Source organism: Streptomyces pseudovenezuelae, from assembly GCF_029892565.1.
GTDB lineage: Bacteria > Actinomycetota > Actinomycetes > Streptomycetales > Streptomycetaceae > Streptomyces > Streptomyces pseudovenezuelae_A.
Genome location: NZ_JARXVH010000021.1, coordinates 1 through 15,623 on the forward strand (window position 1 = coordinate 1; position 15,623 = coordinate 15,623).

Consider the following 15,623-nt stretch of genomic DNA (forward strand, 5'->3'; position numbering starts at 1 on the left):
GAAATGCTGGCGAATCTTCCGTCACGCCCGGTGCAGCCCGAACCGCATGACGTCAATCACCAAAGCCGTCCTCACCCTGGAGCGGCACCGCTGAAGATGCTCACTGGGTGGTGCCGCCGCGATACGACGGCGATCTGTGCCACCCGAGAGCTGTGCGCTCCCTCGTCGCCGCTGGTCGCCAGAGGCTGGCACCGCACGCCGCTGACTGACTTCGACTGCTACGGATTCACGCGACCCCATCGAAATCAATCAGGCAAGAACTCCCGCCCGACACGGGCGGCGGCGGTCGTTCAAGACCGCGGCAGTTGAACAGGAAGGTGCAGCAAATGCTGGACGGAAGCTACCTGTACGAGCTGGACATCAACGGAGCCTCGTTCGTGAAGGCATGCGGAGGCCCCTGCACCGAAGGGTGCGTGACGCTGGCTCGGATCGGCGATGAAGCCTGGGCCTTGGGCGACAGCAAACGGCCGGGCGCGGAACCGCTGCGCTTCACGACCGAGGAGTTGGAGGCGGCCGGCATCGATCCGGCGAGGTTCGGGCTGTCCGTCTGACCGCGTCTCTTGTCCGACCGGTCCCGGCTCCCGTACCCGGGGAGGCGGGACCGGTTCCTTTCCCCCGATCTCGACGCCAGATGGGGACAACTGGTGCACCATCACGGCTTTTTGTGGGCAGGCCCGAAGGCACGCTTCGACGAGGAGGCCCTACGTCGCCCACCGCATCCGGAGCCACCCGGCGCTGGAAGCAAACCGGAACTCGTCCAGCGCTATCGCGAAGTCGCTGCCGGGTTCGCCGAGGCTGATCTTCCGCCGCTGGAAACGGCGTACTGGCTCGTCAAACCGCGTCCTCTGGTGCGTGGCACGTGGGACGAGGCCAAGGAAGCGGCTGTGTGGCTCAGCGAGCAACTGGCTGAGCACGCACCCCGGTTCGCCGCGGGGACAGAGCGCGACATCGCGCGCCTGGCCTCGGTGGTCGACTCCGCCGCCGCAAGATTGGAGTCGGGAACAGACGTATCGCTCGGCTTCTATCTCGAACGTCCCTCGTATCTGTCGCTCGCGCTGGTGACGTGTTCGCCGAACCGCTCGCGGCCTCAACTGGCGTGTCCTGTCCGGTGAGCGAGTCTCGTTCGCCAATCACGATGACTCACTCTGTTCCGCGGCAACAGCGACTGGCTACCGGCACGGAAGATATTCAGGGCGAGGTGATCGGCTGGTATCAGCGTCCCCGCCGACCTTCTCCGGCGCCACGGCGTACGGCGAAAGGACTGCGCGGACCGCGTCCACGTCCGGTCGGACCGCCTCACCGTTCACGAAGCTGTAGATGCTGAGGCCGTAACTCACTTCGCCGGCCCCCTGGCCTCGGAACCCGCTACCTGCCCTCGGAAGCCGCCTCGTTCAACCGATCCAACAACCCCAACAACACCCCAACATCCGCATCCCCCAACCCCGCAAAACACTCCCCCAACACCCCATCCGCCACCACCTGCCCCGCCTTCAGCACCCGCTCCCCCTCCGGCGTCAGATGATGCTCGATCCGACGCCCCCGCCCCGGCCGCCGTTCGATCAACGCCTGCGCGGAGAGACGCGTGGCCAGGGTCCCGAAGGACTGTTCCGTCTGAAAGGTCGCCGCGGACAGCTCGCGCGCCGACGCCCCCGGCGTCCGAGCGATCGCGCGCAAGGCGTCCCACTGGGACAGCGTCGTCCCGATCGCGGCCAACGCGCTGTCCAGCGCCCGGTGTTGGCGGTACTGGGTCTGCTTGACCGCTCGGCCGAGGAGCTGAAGTTGGAGTTGGCGGTCGCGTTGGCGGTCGCGTTGACGCTGGCGTTGGTGCTGAAAGGGCAGGTCATCCGGCATGGAGGAAGTTTACCTCAAGGCTAAGCTTCCTTATATAAGGATGTTTAGTTAGAGTGGTCGCATGACCTCAGAGAACCTCTCCCAGGCGTACTCCGTGTACCCCGACCTGCCCCTCACCGTCACCGAAACCGGCCCCGCCGACGGCCGCCCCGTCCTGGTCCTGCACGGCGGCGGAGGCCCCTTCACCGTTGCCGGGCTCGCGCAGCACCTCGCCGGGAATGGCGCGCGCGTCCTCACCCCCGTCCACCCCGGTTGGGACGGCAACCCCCGCCCCGACTGGCTCACCGGCGTCGACGATCTCGCTCTCGCCTACCTCCATCTCCTCCAGGACCTGAACCTGAAGGACGTCCTCGTCATCGGCTCCTCCATGGGTGGCTGGATCGCCGCCGAGATGGCCGTACGGGACGTCGAGCAGGAGCGCGTCAGCGGGGTCGTGCTCATCAACTCGGCGGGTGTGTACGTCGAAGGCGAACCGATCGCCGACTTCTTCGCCCTCGATCCCCGTGCCGCCGCCGAGTTGTCGTGGCACGATCCCGATCGTTTCTACGTCGATCCCGCGACCGTTCCTGCCGAGCAACTCGCCGTCCGTCAGGGCAACATGGCGACCATGCGGATCCTCGCCGGTGAACCCAACATGCACGACCCGAAGTTGCTGCGCCGCCTCGGTCGGGTGCGGCAGCCCGCACTGTTGGTGTGGGGCGAGAGCGACGGGCTCTTCACGCCCGCCTACGGCGCCACGTACGCGTCCGCCTTCGGGGACGGGCGGTTCGAGCTCGTGCCGAAGGCCGGTCACCTGCCGCAGCTTGAGCAGCCGGAGGTCACGTTCCGGCTCATCGACGAGCACCTCGATCGGACGGCTTGAGGGTCAGGGCCGGAGGCCAATTCGAGGGTCAGGGTCGGAGGCCGACTTCCCGGGTGTCTCCTCGCACCCTCACCCCCTCGCACCCTCACCCCCCTCGCCTCCTCACGCCCTCGCCCCCGCCCTCAGAGCCCCGGCGCTCGCGGGTTAGCCTCCCCCCACACCAGTCAAACGGTTCAGGAGGCACGCATGGCCAAGGTTCCCAGCGCGGTGGTCGCCGCGGGCGGGCTTGTCGGTGGGTATGGCGTGGCTCGCTGGACGCGGAAGCGGGAGCTCGGTGGGGTCGTGCTGGCCGTCGCCGGGGCCGCGGCCGCGCAGCAGTGGCGGCGGCAGGCCGGCGGGACGGCCGCGGGGGCGCTGACCGGGGCCTACGTCGCCGCCTTCGCCGCGTCGCATCCGCTGGCCAAGAAGGTGGGCGCCTGGCCCGCCGTCTTCGGCGTCGCCGGCGCCGTGGCACTGGCCTCATGGGCGGTGGCCGACCGCCGGGGGTAGGGCCTCTGGGTGTAAAGCCTGCGGGGCGTGGGACTCCGGGTCCGTCAGGCCAACATGGCGATAACGCGTCGGCGGAGACGTCCGCCAGTTTTCGTTATCGGCCCCCACCCCCGTACGTCTCCTGCGCATGCACGCCACACGACACCTCAGCCGCCACGCCCTCACCCGCCGCACCCTCCTCAAGGCCACCGGCACCGCAGCCGTTGCCGCCACCGCGGCCACCCTCACGGCCACAACCGCCGCCCCCGCGGCCGCCGTCGGCGGATACGCGCACCCCGGTCTCCTCCACACCCGCGCCGACCTGGCCCGTATGGCCGCGAAGGTGAAGGCCGGCGCCGCGCCCTACACCGCCGGATACGCCAAGCTGACCGCCAACCGGCATGCGCAGAGCGGTTGGACGGCCAATCCGCAGGCCGTCGTGTACCGGGGCAGCGGTACGCCGCAGAACTACGCGACCCTCTACAACGACGTCCACGCCGCCTACCAGAACGCCCTGCGCTACCACGCCGGCGGCGACAGCGCCCACGCCGACACCGCCGTCGCGATCCTCAACTCCTGGTCGGCCAAGCTGACTTCGGTGCAGGGGTCGGCCGACCGGTTCCTGGCCGCCGGGCTGTACGGGTACCAGTTCGCGAACGCCGCCGAACTCGTCCGGGATCACGGGGACTTCGAGCTGGGCCGGTTCCAGGAGATGCTGAGCAAGGTCTTCGCGCCGCTCAGCGACGGCTTCCTGGCCAAGCACAACGGCGCTGTCGTCACCAACTACTGGACCAACTGGGACCTCACCGCCGTCGCCTGCGTCCTCGCCACCGGCATCTTCTGCGACGACAAGGCCCAAGTCGCCCGCGCCGTCGACTACTTCAAGCACGGCGCGGGCCTCGGGTCCGTCCGCAACGCCATCCCCGTCCTGCACGACGACGGGCTCGGCGAGTGGCTGGAGGCCGGGCGCGATCAGGGGCACGCCCTGCTCGGCGTCGGGCTCATGGGGACAGTGTGCGAGATGGCCTGGAATCAAGGCGTCGATCTGTACGGGTACGACGACAGCCGGTTCCTCAAGGGCGCCCAGTACGTGGCGAAGTGGAGCATGGGCGGGCAGGTGCCGTACACGCCCAACACCCGTCGGAAGGGTGCCGTCGCGGGGTGGTCGGGGAGCGAGACCGCGAGCGCCGCGGCCGGCGTCGACCCGGCCATGACCCGGCCCATCTGGGCGATGATCGCCAACCACTACACCAAGCGGCGCGGGCTGTCGGCCACCTATCTCACCCAGATCGCCGCCAAGTCCGCCCCCGAGGGCGGCGGCGGTGACTACGGGCCCAACAGCGGCGGATACGACCAACTCGGCTTCGGCACGCTCGCGTTCACGCGGGACAAGGCGACGACCAGCGCCACTCCCGCCCCGATCGGGACACCGCCGTCGACGCCGGCACCGACGGCCACCGCATCCGGCGCCGGTACCGGCACTGACTCCGGCCCCCGGCCCCAGTCCGCCGCCACCCCTTCCGAGTCCCCGGACGCCACCGGCGACCTCGCCACCACCGGCTCCGGTGACGTCATCGGATGGGCGGCGGCGGCAGGCCTCACGACCGTCGCCGGAGGCCTGCTCCTGATGCGCCGTCGGGACCGGGTCAGGCGGGACGCCGCCGAATAGGCGTCCCCGAAGTCCCCGAGGTTCCCGAAGTCCCGGGTGTCGCCGCCCCCTTCACCGCCGCCCCCGCCTTCGCCACCACCGCCGTGAGCGGGGTGGCGATGTCCTCCAGCGACCTCCGTTCCGCGTTCACCGCGAGGAACGCCGCGACGATGCCCGCCGCGCACATCAACCCCGCGCCGATCTGGAAGGCGAGGGTGGTGTCGCCGACGACGCCGGATTCGGTGAGGTCGGCGAAGACGAGAGGGCCGGTGATGCCACCGGCGGCGGTGCCGATGGCGTAGAAGAAGGCGATGGACATGGCGCGGGTCTCCATCGGGAAGATCTCGGAGACCGTGAGGTAGGCGCTGGAGGCGCCGGCGGAGGCGAAGAACAGGACCGCGCACCAACAGGCCGTCAGCGTGGTCGCGTTGAGCGAGCCTCGGTCGAAGAGCCAGGCCGTGCCGAACAGCAGCAGCCCGGATAGGAGGTACGTCGACGAGATCATCGTCCGGCGGCCGACCGTGTCGAAGAGCTTGCCCAGCAGCAGGGGGCCGAAGAAGTTGCCGACGGCGATCACGGCGAAGTAGTAGCCGGTGTTGCCGGTCGGGACGTCGTAGAACTTCGTCAGGATCGCGCCGAAGCCGAAGGTGATCGCGTTGTAGAGGAACGCCTGGCCGATGAAGAGGGAGAAGCCGAGGACCGAGCGCCGGCGGTAGTCGGAGAAGAGGGTGCGGCCGATCTCCAGGAAGCTGATGCTCTTGCGCTGGTGGATGGTGATCTCGCCCTCGGGCGCGGGGAGTTGTTCGCCCCTCTCCGCCTCGACCCGCTCCTCGATCGAGGAGACGATGCGTTCCGCCTCGTCCTCACGGCCGTGGATCAGCAGCCACCGTGGACTTTCGGGGACGTGTCGTCGTACCAGAAGGATCACCAGGGCCAGGACCGCGCCGAGCGCGAAGGTCAGGCGCCAGCCCACGTCGGCCGGCAGGATCGCGGTGTTCAGCGCGACGATGGACAGCAGTGAGCCGAAGACCGCGCCCACCCAGAAGCTGCCGTTGATGATCAGGTCGACGCGCCCGCGGTGGAACGCGGGGATCAGTTCGTCGATGGCGGAGTTGATCGCCGCGTACTCGCCGCCGATGCCGAAGCCGGTCAGGAAGCGGAAGGCGAAGAACCACCAGGTCTGGAAGGAGACCGCCGTCAGGGCGGTGGCCGCCAGATAGACGATCAGGGTGATCATGAACAGTTTCTTCCGGCCGTAGCGGTCGGTCAGGCGGCCCCAGAACAGGGCGCCGGAGCAGGCACCGGCCACATACAGCGCGGCGGCGATGCCGGTGACCTCGCCGGAGCTGATCGGCAGTCCGCTGCCGGGCTCGGACAGGCGGCCGGCGATGTTGCCGACGACCGTGACCTCCAGGCCGTCGAGGATCCACACCGTGCCGAGGCCGATGACGATCGTCCAGTGCCAGCGCGACCAGGGCAGCCGGTCGAGGCGGGCGGGGATGCTGGTGGTCACGATGCGGCCGTCTTCGGCCTGAGCGGTGGCCATGGGCTCCCTCCTCATCGAGCGAACCATCCGTCGGAACCTCCGTCGGAACTTTCGCCGAGTGCCCCCACCCGCCCGCTTTACGCCCTCCGCCCGTCTGACCTGCCCGTCCGCCCTTCACTCCGCTCGCCCCGCCCGCACGCCCCTTGCACGCCCCGCAGGCCGGGCCTACGCCCCCAGCCCCCGCGACACCGCATAGATCAGCAGCCCCACCAGCGACCCCACCACCGTGCCGTTGATCCGGATGAACTGCAGGTCACGGCCGATGTTGGCCTCGATCTTCTTCGTCGTGTGCTCGGCGTCCCAGCCCGCCACCGTGTCCGTGATCAGGGAGGTGATCTCGCCGCGGTAGGTGGTGACGACGTACACCGCCGCGCCCTCCACCCAGCCGTCGACCTTGGCCTGGAGCTTGGCGTCCACGGCCATCCGCGCGCCCAGCGAGAGCAGCGAGGCCCGCACGCGCAGCCGCAGCTCGCTGCGCTCGTCCTCGGCCGCCGAGACGATCATCGAGCGTACGGAGGTCCAGGCCGAGGCGATCAGGTCCTGGACCTCGCCGCGGCCCAGCACCTCGCCCTTGAGCCGCTCGATCCGCGCGCGGGTCTCGGTGTCGGACTGGAGGTCGGAGGCGAAGTCGGTGAGGAAGCGGTCGAGGGCCCCGCGCGCGGGGTGCGAGGGCATGTCCCGCATCTCGGTGACGAAGCGCAGCAGCTCCTTGTAGACGCGCTCGCCGACCTTCTTGTCGACGAACCGCGGGGTCCAGCCGGGCGCCCCGCCCTGGACGGCGTCCATGACCTGCTCGTCGTGCAGGACCAGCCAGTCGTGCGCGCGCGTGACGATCAGGTCGACGACCCGCTTGTGGCCGCCGTCGGCGACGATCTTCTCCAGCGTCTTCCCGATGCCGGGCGCGATCTCCTGGGCGTCGGCCCGGCGGGTGATCGCCTCGCCGACGATCGCCTGGACGTCGGAGTCGCGCAGCACGGTCAGGGCGCCGCGCAGGGCCGCCGACAGCTCCGCCGTCACCCGGTCCGCGTGCTCAGGGTCCGCCAGCCAGACGCCGAGCCGGCTGCCGATGCCGACGGCGCGCAGCCGCTGTCGTACGACGTCCTGGGAGAGGAAGTTCTCCCCGACGAACTCGCCCAGGGAGACGCCGAGTTGGTCCTTCTTGGTCGGGATGATCGCGGTGTGCGGGATGGGCAGGCCGAGCGGGTGGCGGAAGAGGGCGGTGACCGCGAACCAGTCCGCCATCGCGCCGACCATGCCGGCCTCCGCCGCCGCGGCGACATAGTCCGCCCAGCCGCCGGCGCCCTCGTGGGAGGCCCACTTGGCGAGGACGTAGACGACGGCCACGAACAGCAGCAGACCGGTCGCGGTGAGTTTCATACGGCGCACCCCGCGCCGCTTCTCCTCGTCGGCGGGGCTGAACGTCGTCATCGCGCGGGCGACCGGAGCGGGGGTGGCCGCGGCACGGCCGCCTGCCGGAGTGGCGAGGTCGTCCGCCGACTCGGGCCGGGCATGCTTCATGGCGACGTCGCTTGATCCCGCTTCATCCGGATTCGTACGTTCCATCCACTCCACCCGTTCGTGATCCCCTGCACATATTGTCCCTTCCTGACCGACTCCCGGAACGGAACAAGAGTTCCCGCCGTCTGTCGGTAGGGGGAATTCGTGACGAACTCCGGCGACCCAGTGGGGGGTCCTGGTCGACTACCCCTCATCACAGCTGAGGAGACACGCACCGCATGGCCAGACTCAATGGTTATGCCCTGCTGTCGGCGATCGTCGCCCTGATCGTCGGCATGTCCGCCGCCATATACGTCGGTGTCGCCGCCGACGACGGCAGGACAAGCACACACGCACTCGGCGCGGGAGGCGCCCCGCACAACTCCGCCGCCCCCGTCTCCACCGGCACCTGGGTCGGTTCCTGGTCCGCGTCCCCGGCGGGTGCCGAGCCCGGCACCGAGACCTACGGCCTCGCGGGACGCTCGGTGCGCAACGTCGTGCACGCGAGCGTGGGCGGCACCGGCGCCCGCGTCACGCTGTCCAACCTCTACGGGCAGTCGGCGCTGACCCTCACCAACGCGTCGATCGCCGTCGCCGCCACGAGCCGCAGCGCCGCCGCCACCGCGCAGACGATGCTGCGGCTGACCTTCGGCGGCGCCACCACCGTCGTCATCCCGGCCGGCGGCCAGGTGCTGAGCGACGCGGTCCGCATCGTGATCCCGCAGGGCGGCGACGTCCTGGTCACCACGTACTCCCCCACCGCGTCCGGCCCGGTCACCTACCACCCGCACGCCCGCCAGATCTCCTACGTCGCCGACGGCGACCTCACCGAGGACGTGAGCGGCGCGGCGTACACCCAGCAGACGGCGTTCTGGCGCTACCTGACCGCGCTGGACGTGCTGAGCAACGAGTCGGACGGCACCGTGGTCGCCTTCGGGGACTCGCTCACCGACGGCATCTCCTCCACCACGGACGCCAACCACCGCTGGACGGACGTCCTCGCGCAGCGGCTGCGCACGGCCGTCGAGTCCGGCCGGGACGTGCCCCGCTACAGCGTGATCAACCAGGGCATCAGCGGCAACCAGATCCTCACCGACGGCCTCGGCCGCCCCGCCGACAACCAGAGCGGCCTGGAGCGCTTCGCCCGTGACGCGCTCTCCCGCACGAACGTCAAGGTCGTGATCATCGACCTCGGCGTCAACGACATCCTGCGCAACCCGCGGCTCGCCGACCCGGACCGGATCCTCGACGGCCTGCGCGCCCTGGTCCGCCAGGCCCACGCCCGCGGCATCAAGGTCGTCGGCGCGACCCTGATGCCCTTCCGGGGGCACCGCGGCTACTCCGGGGACCGCGACGGCGTACGGCAAGAGGTCAACGCGATGATCCGGTCGGGCACGGTGTTCGACGCGGTCGTCGACTTCGACCGGGCCCTGCGCGACCCGTACGACCCGCGCCGGCTGCGCTCCGACTACGACTCCGGCGACCATCTCCACCCCAGCGACAAGGGGTACGCGCGGATGGCGGAGGTCTTCGACCTGGACGACCTGAAGGGCTCGGCACCGGCCGAGCTGTGACGCGCCCGCCGGCCGGGCAGCACGCGTCTCAGTAGTCCCCGAACCGTCGCCGGTCGCGCTCCTCACGGCGTTCCCGGCGGCGCTCCTCCTGGCGCTCGCGCCGCTCCTCGTTGCGTTCGCGGTGGGCGTCGCGGTGGCGGCCGTCGAGTATGCGGTGGTGGGCGTCGTGCACGTCCCCGTGCGAGGACTCCGGCAGCTCGCGCGCCGAGCCCCTGCGTTCCAGCTTCTCCTGGCGGCGCTCCTCCTTGATGCGGCGCCGCTCCTCCCTGGTCAGCTTGCGCTCGACGTCGACGCCGCCCCAGAAGGCGAAGCCGGTGACGATCACGCGCGGCGCCCCCGGGTCGCCGGGCACGCCGTCCTCGCGGCTGTCGAAGGCGCCCATGATCCCGATGCCGCGCACGACGACCTCGACGCCGGGCGGCACGGTCACGTTCACCCCGCCCATGATCGCGATGCAGTTGATCACGACCTCGCGGTCCGCGAAGTTCGCCTCGCGCAGGTCGATGTCGCCACCGCCCCAGAAACAGAAGGAGTTGAACCGCTTGGGCACGGTCCAGCGCCCCTTGCGCTGGAAGCCGGACATCACGGCGACGGCCCAGGTCGACGAACCCTCGCCGCCGACCACCCGGCCGGCCCAACTCCCGCTGTCCACCGGCTCCTTGACCATGCTCACCGGCGGCGGGGCGACCCCGGGGGCCGGCAGATCACGGGTGATCGGCGTCAGTTCGCCGTACGTCCGCGCCTTGTACGTGGCCTCCAGCCGCTCCTCGAACTCCTCCATGTCGAGTCGGCCCTCCGCGAGGGCGTCCCGCAGGATCTCCGAGACCCGCTCACGGTCGGCGTCGGAGGCGCGAAGCTCCGGAACTGCGTCGTCGGTCATGTACAGCAGCCTACGAGGTCACTCCGCCGAGGGCTACGAGACCGCTTCCTCGGCCTGTTCCGGCGGGGATTTCGGGCTGTCCCCCAAGGAGTGCAGCATCTTGGCGATGACCGCCTCGATGTCCGGCTCGCGCACCGACAGGTCCACCAGCGGATACTCCGCCGCGATCCGCGCGACCAGCGGAGCCGCCGACCCCGACGCCGGGAAGGCCAGCCACTGGCGCGGCCCCTCCACCTTCACCACGCGCGCGTCCGGGATCTCGATCGGCCCCAGCTCCCGCTCCAGGTCCACCACCAGCGTCCGCTCGCTCTCCCCCACCTCGTGCAGCCCGGTGAGCGGACCGTCGTACATCATGCGCCCGTGGTCGATGACCATCACCCGCGAGCAGAGCTGCTCGATGTCCTGGAGGTCGTGCGTGGTCAGCAGGACCGTCGTGCCGCGCTCGGAGTTCAACTCCCGCAGAAAACCCCGCACCTTGGCCTTGGACATGACGTCCAGACCGATCGTCGGCTCGTCGAGGTACAGCACCTCCGGGTCGTGCAGCAGCGCCGCCGCGATGTCGCCCCGCATCCGCTGCCCGAGCGAGAGCTGCCGGACGGGCACGTCCAACAGGTCGGCCAGCTCCAGGAGTTCGACACAGCGGTCGAGGTTCTCGCGGTAACGGGCGTCCGGGATGCGGTACATGCGGTGCATCAGCTTGTACGAGTCGATCAGCGGCAGGTCCCACCACAGCGTCGTACGCTGCCCGAACACCACGCCGATCCGGTGCGCCAGGCGCGTGCGCTCACGGGACGGGTCGATGCCCGCCACCCGCAGCCGGCCGCCGCTCGGCGTGAGGATGCCGGTCAGCATCTTGATGGTCGTCGACTTCCCGGCACCGTTCGGGCCGATGTAGCCGACCATCTCGCCGGGCGCGACGGTGAAGGAGATGCCGTCGACGGCCCGGACCTGCCGGCGCTCCCGTTTGAGGAAACCGGTCTTCCGGCGGACGTCGAAGACCTTCTCGACCCGGTCGAGTTCAATGAAAGGGTCCATCGTCTGCTCGCTAACTCCCCGTACTCCGATAGGACCTGAGACCCACCCGCCAGGCCAGCCCCGCCAACGCGCAGCACGCGACCGCCACCAGCGGTGACACGAACGCCGTCCACCGCGGCATACCCAGCGGCAGCGGACGCCCCAACAGATAGGCCGCGGGCACCCAGTTGACGAAGGCCAGCGGCAGCACGAACGTCACCCCGCGCACCAGCTCCTGGCCGAAGACGGTGGGCGGGTACTGCAACAGCGTCGTCCCCCCGTACGTGAACGCGTTCTGCACCTCCGACGCGTCCTGCGCCACGAACTGGAAGGCCGCGCCCGCCACGAACACCGCGCAGAAGATGCCCGCGCCGCTCAGCAGGATCACCGGCATCAGCGCCACCTTCACCGGCGTCCACCCGATGTCGACGGACAGCAGCGCGTATCCGAGCACCAACGCCCCCTGCGTGACACGCCCCAGGCGGCGCAGCCCGAAGCGGTCGGCGGCCACCTGCGCGAGCACCGGCGCCGGCCGCACAAGGAGCGTGTCCAGCGTGCCGTCCCGAACTCGCTGGCCCAGCCGCTCCATCGAGCCGATCGCCAGATCCGCGAGACCGAACGAGACGCACGACAGACCGTACAGAAAGGCCACTTCGGACAGCGGCCAGCCGCCGAGCTCGTCGACCCGCGAGAACATCAGCAGGATCGCGACGAAGTCGAGCGCGGTGACCGCGAAGTTGGCGAACGTCGTCATCACGAAAGACGTGCGGTACGCCATCGTCGAGCGCATCCACATCGCGGCGATCATGCGATAGGTGCGCAGCCCGTCGACCACTCCGCCCATGTCAGCCACCCTGTACGACCACCCTCCGCGTCGCCACCGACTGCACCAGCCGCCCCGCCACCAGCAGCACCACCGCCCACGCCCCCTGGAACGCGAACGTCGACCACGGATCCGCCTCCCCCAGCAGCACGTCCGCCGGCTTCTGCAGCAGCGCCGACCAGGGCAGCATCCGCACGACCTCGCCGAGCGCGCCCGGGAACACGTTCAGCGGCAGCACCATCCCCGAGCAGAAGAACCCGACGAGCATCGCCATGTGCGTCACGCCCGTGCCGTCCATCAGCCAGAACGTGAGCAGCGCGACCAGGTACCGGATGCCGAAACCGACCGCCATGCCCAGCGCCACCGACACCAGGAACGCCGCCCAGGTAACCCAGGAGCCCGGCAGCGCCACCGGAAACACCAGTGCGCCGAAGACGAACGGGATCACGCCCCGCCCCAGCAACTGGAACAGCGCGCGCCCCACGTCGGCCGCCAGCCACCACAGTTGAAGATCCGCGGGCCGGTACAGGTCGGTCGCGATGTCCCCGGTGCGGATCCGCTCCATCAACTCGTTCTCGACCCCGCCGCCCCCGATCGCCAGCGCCGCCAGCAGCGCCTGCCCGAGCCACACATAGGTGACGGCCTGCGCCTGGTCGTACCCCCCGAGATGCGGCCGCTCGTCCCACAGCGCCAGATACGTGTACACGAGGATCAGCCCGAAGACGGTGTTGGTGAACACTCCCGCCGCGGTGGCCGCCCGGTACGTCGCGTACCGCTTCAGACCCCCCGCCGCGACAGCCGCGTACAACCGTGCCGAGCCCACCTTCAACGACCTCCCAGGCCCGCACGACACCGAAGCGCAGGAGCCTAGCCCGCAGGTGGTGACGTACGCCACGCATTTTCCGGGCAGGACGCGCGCCGCGATCTGCAACGGAACGCATGGTGCGAGAGTCTTCAAGAGGGGGCGCAGAACGCGTACGAGGGCGTACTGGAACGTATGACGCGAAATTGGAGTCCGTGCACAACATGAGCGACGAGCCGCAGCAGCCGACCGAGGGCTGGGCACCGAGAGAGCCGCTGGCGGCCGAACAGACGGGTGGGAAGAAGAAGATGAAGCGGCCCAAGCGCACCGGCTGGCGGCGGATCCTCCCCACCTGGCGCATGGTGCTCGGCACCTTCGTGATCGGCGTGATGGTCCTCGTCGGCCTGTTCTTCCTCGGCTACTCGCTGGTCGAGATCCCGCCGGCCAACGCGCTCGCCACCAAGCAGTCCAACGTCTTCCTGTACGCCGACGGCTCGCAGCTGGCCCGGGACGGCGAGGTCAACCGGGAGAACGTGTCGCTCGCGCAGGTCTCCAAGGACGCCCAGCACGCCGTACTGGCCGCCGAGGACCGCGACTTCTACACCGAGTCGGCCGTCGACCCCAAGGCGATGCTGCGGGCCGGCTGGAACACCGCGACCGGCAAGGGCCGCCAGTCCGGCTCGACGATCACCCAGCAGTACGTAAAGAACTACTACCTGGGCCAGGAACAGACCGTCTCCCGCAAGGTGAAGGAGTTCTTCATCTCGATCAAGCTGGACCGCACGGAGTCCAAGGACCAGATCCTGGAGGGCTACCTCAACACCAGCTACTTCGGCCGCAACGCCTACGGCATCCAGGCCGCCGCCCAGGCCTACTACGGCATGGACGCCACCGACCTCGACCCGGCCCACGCCGCCTACCTCGCCGCACTGGTCAACGCGCCCAGCGAGTACGACGTCGTCGCGCACCCCGAGAACAAGTCGGCGGCCGTGGCCCGTTGGAACTACGTCCTGGACGGCATGGTCAAGAAGGGCTGGCTGACCGAGGCGAAGCGGGCCGGGCTGAAGTTCCCGATGCCCAAGGAGCAGACGGCCTCCACCGGCCTGTCCGGGCAGCGCGGATACATCGTCGAGGCGGTCAAGAGCTACCTCATCAAGAACAAGATCGTCACCGCCGACGAGCTGGAGGCCGGCGGCTACCGCATCAAGACCACCCTGGACAAGAGCAAGCAGGACGCCTTCGTGAAGGCCGTCGACGACCAGGTGATGTCCAAACTGGACAAGAAGAACCGCAAGGTCGACAACTACGTCCGCGCCGGCGGCGCCTCCGTCGACCCCAAGACCGGCAAGGTCGTCGCGATGTACGGCGGCATCGACTACGTCAAGCAGTACACGAACGGCGCGACCCGCGGCGACTTCCAGGTCGGCTCCACCTTCAAGCCCTTCGTCTTCACCTCGGCCGTGCAGAACCACTCCGAGACGCAGGACGGCGAGACCATCACGCCCAACACCTACTACGACGGCACCAACAAGCGCCCCGTGGAGGGCTGGACCGGCGGCAGCTACGCGCCGGAGAACGAGGACCAGGCCTCCTACGGCGACGTCACCGTGCGCACCGCCACCAACAAGTCCGTCAACGCGGTGTACGCGCAGATGGCCGTCGACGTCGGTCCCGAAAAGGTCAAGCGGACCGCCGTCGACCTCGGCATCCCCTCCGACACCCAGGACCTCAACGCCTACCCGTCGATCGCGCTCGGCACCGCCACCGCCAGCGTCCTCGACATGGCGGAGGCCTACGCGACCCTCGCCAACCACGGCCGGCACGGCACGTACACGATGCTCGACTCGATCACCAAGGACGGCCAGGACGTGGTGGAGCTGCCCAAGGAGCAGTCCCACCAGGCCGTCAGCCGCGAGTCCGCCGACACCACGACGTCGATCCTGCAGAGCGTCGTCGAGAGCGGCACCGCGACCGCCGCCCTTGCCGCCGACCGCCCCGCCGCCGGCAAGACCGGCACCGCGGAGAACGACACGGCCGCCTGGTTCGCCGGCTACACGCCCGACCTCGCGACCGTGGTCTCCGTGATGGGCCAGGACCCGGTGACGGCCAAGCACATGCCGCTCTACGAGGCGATGGGCCTGGATCGCGTCAACGGCGGCGGCCCGCCGGCCCAGATCTGGGCGCAGTTCACCAAGGCGGCCCTGAAGGGCGAGAAGGTCGCCGACTTCGACCTCCAGCTCCAGGACGGCGCCGAGCAGACCGCCCCGCCCTCCGAGGAGTCCACGCCCCCGGACACCGGCGACCAGGACAACGGCGGCACCACCGACGGCGGCCAGGGCGACCAGGGCCAGACCCAGGGACAGACGCAGGGCCAGACCGACGGCGGCACGACGACGGACGGCGGCACCACCACGACCGGCGGAACCACCGGCGACACCACCACGGGCGGCACGACCGACACCGGAGGCACCACGACCGACGGCGGTACGACCACCGACGGCACGACCGGCGACACCACGGGCGGCACGACCGACACCGGGGGCACCACGGGCGGCGACGCCACCGGCGGCACGACGGGCACGGACACCGGCGGCAACAGCACCGGCACGACGGCGGGCCCGCAGAGCACGGCGAGACGCGAGTGGTAGCGCCGGCCGC

The 15,623-nt window shown here is 69.9% G+C and carries 14 protein-coding genes and 1 pseudogene; 8 read left to right on the forward strand and 7 right to left on the reverse strand.

What is annotated here, in order from left to right:
* The 3 genes and pseudogenes from M2283_RS42265 to M2283_RS42275 form a co-directional block, all read left to right on the forward strand.
* Positions 1 to 94, forward strand: a pseudogene (locus M2283_RS42265) (IS5/IS1182 family transposase); the annotation flags it as partial.
* Positions 95 to 326: 232 nt separating this feature from the next.
* A complete protein-coding gene (locus M2283_RS42270; RefSeq protein ID WP_280881896.1) occupies positions 327 to 551 on the forward strand; it encodes a DUF397 domain-containing protein in 225 nt (74 codons plus the stop codon).
* 93 nt (positions 552 to 644) lie between these two features.
* Positions 645 to 1,112 carry a hypothetical protein gene (locus M2283_RS42275; RefSeq protein ID WP_280881897.1) on the forward strand — a complete coding sequence of 156 codons (468 nt, stop codon included), beginning with the start codon at positions 645 to 647 and terminating at the stop codon, positions 1,110 to 1,112.
* A gap of 253 nt (positions 1,113 to 1,365) precedes the next feature.
* Here M2283_RS42275 and M2283_RS42280 read toward each other — a convergent pair whose 3' ends face one another.
* The gene (locus tag M2283_RS42280; protein ID WP_280881898.1) at positions 1,366 to 1,851 is read right to left on the reverse strand and encodes a MarR family winged helix-turn-helix transcriptional regulator; all 486 of its coding nucleotides are present in this window, start codon (positions 1,849 to 1,851) and stop codon (positions 1,366 to 1,368) included.
* Between the two features lie 61 nt (positions 1,852 to 1,912).
* Between M2283_RS42280 and M2283_RS42285 the strand changes: the two genes are divergently transcribed.
* The 3 genes from M2283_RS42285 (at position 1,913) to M2283_RS42295 (ending at position 4,850) form a co-directional block, all read left to right on the forward strand.
* Complete coding sequence (locus M2283_RS42285) at positions 1,913 to 2,713, forward strand: alpha/beta fold hydrolase (protein WP_280881899.1); 801 nt, start codon at positions 1,913 to 1,915, stop codon at positions 2,711 to 2,713.
* Positions 2,714 to 2,899: 186 nt separating this feature from the next.
* Complete coding sequence (locus M2283_RS42290) at positions 2,900 to 3,202, forward strand: hypothetical protein (protein WP_280881900.1); 303 nt, start codon at positions 2,900 to 2,902, stop codon at positions 3,200 to 3,202.
* Between the two features lie 127 nt (positions 3,203 to 3,329).
* A complete protein-coding gene (locus M2283_RS42295) occupies positions 3,330 to 4,850 on the forward strand; it encodes an alginate lyase family protein (RefSeq protein ID WP_280881901.1) in 1,521 nt (506 codons plus the stop codon).
* On the opposite strand, the gene M2283_RS42300 is transcribed toward M2283_RS42295, so the two are convergent.
* On the reverse strand, positions 4,828 to 6,375 hold the full coding sequence (locus M2283_RS42300) for an MFS transporter (protein WP_280881902.1): 1,548 nt from the start codon (positions 6,373 to 6,375) through the stop codon (positions 4,828 to 4,830). The genes M2283_RS42295 and M2283_RS42300 overlap by 23 nt on opposite strands.
* A gap of 165 nt (positions 6,376 to 6,540) precedes the next feature.
* On the reverse strand, positions 6,541 to 7,893 hold the full coding sequence (locus M2283_RS42305) for a DUF445 domain-containing protein (protein WP_432423205.1): 1,353 nt from the start codon (positions 7,891 to 7,893) through the stop codon (positions 6,541 to 6,543).
* A 218-nt stretch (positions 7,894 to 8,111) separates the two neighbouring features.
* Here M2283_RS42305 and M2283_RS42310 point away from each other — a divergent pair, with 218 nt between their 5' ends.
* The gene (locus tag M2283_RS42310) at positions 8,112 to 9,446 is read left to right on the forward strand and encodes an SGNH/GDSL hydrolase family protein (protein ID WP_280881904.1); all 1,335 of its coding nucleotides are present in this window, start codon (positions 8,112 to 8,114) and stop codon (positions 9,444 to 9,446) included.
* A gap of 28 nt (positions 9,447 to 9,474) precedes the next feature.
* Here the strand turns inward: M2283_RS42310 and M2283_RS42315 are convergent, their stop codons facing one another.
* Genes M2283_RS42315 through M2283_RS42330 form a run of 4 tightly spaced genes read right to left on the reverse strand, consistent with a single transcriptional unit; the run spans position 9,475 to position 12,986 of the window.
* Positions 9,475 to 10,326, reverse strand: a complete 852-nt coding sequence (locus tag M2283_RS42315) for a DUF1707 SHOCT-like domain-containing protein (RefSeq protein ID WP_280881905.1) — start codon at positions 10,324 to 10,326, stop codon at positions 9,475 to 9,477.
* A gap of 33 nt (positions 10,327 to 10,359) precedes the next feature.
* Positions 10,360 to 11,361 carry an ABC transporter ATP-binding protein gene (locus M2283_RS42320; RefSeq protein ID WP_280881906.1) on the reverse strand — a complete coding sequence of 334 codons (1,002 nt, stop codon included), beginning with the start codon at positions 11,359 to 11,361 and terminating at the stop codon, positions 10,360 to 10,362.
* Positions 11,362 to 11,371: 10 nt separating this feature from the next.
* A complete protein-coding gene (locus tag M2283_RS42325) occupies positions 11,372 to 12,184 on the reverse strand; it encodes an ABC transporter permease (protein ID WP_280881907.1) in 813 nt (270 codons plus the stop codon).
* Position 12,185: 1 nt separating this feature from the next.
* Complete coding sequence (locus M2283_RS42330; RefSeq protein WP_280881908.1) at positions 12,186 to 12,986, reverse strand: ABC transporter permease; 801 nt, start codon at positions 12,984 to 12,986, stop codon at positions 12,186 to 12,188.
* 203 nt (positions 12,987 to 13,189) lie between these two features.
* Between M2283_RS42330 and M2283_RS42335 the strand changes: the two genes are divergently transcribed.
* Positions 13,190 to 15,613: a transglycosylase domain-containing protein gene (locus tag M2283_RS42335; protein WP_280881909.1), complete on the forward strand. Its 2,424-nt coding sequence runs from the start codon at positions 13,190 to 13,192 to the stop codon at positions 15,611 to 15,613.
* Positions 15,614 to 15,623 lie beyond the last annotated feature (10 nt).

What these genes read in the sequence shown, in the direction of transcription:
- M2283_RS42270 (WP_280881896.1), top strand. Translation starts at nt 327, where the DNA reads ATGCTGGACGGAAGCTACCTGTACGAGCTGGACATCAACGGAGCCTCG.
- M2283_RS42280 (WP_280881898.1), bottom strand. Translation starts at nt 1,851, where the DNA reads ATGCCGGATGACCTGCCCTTTCAGCACCAACGCCAGCGTCAACGCGAC.
- M2283_RS42285 (WP_280881899.1), top strand. Translation starts at nt 1,913, where the DNA reads ATGACCTCAGAGAACCTCTCCCAGGCGTACTCCGTGTACCCCGACCTG.
- M2283_RS42290 (WP_280881900.1), top strand. Translation starts at nt 2,900, where the DNA reads ATGGCCAAGGTTCCCAGCGCGGTGGTCGCCGCGGGCGGGCTTGTCGGT.
- M2283_RS42295 (WP_280881901.1), top strand. Translation starts at nt 3,330, where the DNA reads ATGCACGCCACACGACACCTCAGCCGCCACGCCCTCACCCGCCGCACC.
- M2283_RS42300 (WP_280881902.1), bottom strand. Translation starts at nt 6,375, where the DNA reads ATGGCCACCGCTCAGGCCGAAGACGGCCGCATCGTGACCACCAGCATC.
- M2283_RS42305 (WP_432423205.1), bottom strand. Translation starts at nt 7,893, where the DNA reads ATGAAGCATGCCCGGCCCGAGTCGGCGGACGACCTCGCCACTCCGGCA.
- M2283_RS42310 (WP_280881904.1), top strand. Translation starts at nt 8,112, where the DNA reads ATGGCCAGACTCAATGGTTATGCCCTGCTGTCGGCGATCGTCGCCCTG.
- M2283_RS42315 (WP_280881905.1), bottom strand. Translation starts at nt 10,326, where the DNA reads ATGACCGACGACGCAGTTCCGGAGCTTCGCGCCTCCGACGCCGACCGT.
- M2283_RS42320 (WP_280881906.1), bottom strand. Translation starts at nt 11,361, where the DNA reads ATGGACCCTTTCATTGAACTCGACCGGGTCGAGAAGGTCTTCGACGTC.
- M2283_RS42325 (WP_280881907.1), bottom strand. Translation starts at nt 12,184, where the DNA reads ATGGGCGGAGTGGTCGACGGGCTGCGCACCTATCGCATGATCGCCGCG.
- M2283_RS42335 (WP_280881909.1), top strand. Translation starts at nt 13,190, where the DNA reads ATGAGCGACGAGCCGCAGCAGCCGACCGAGGGCTGGGCACCGAGAGAG.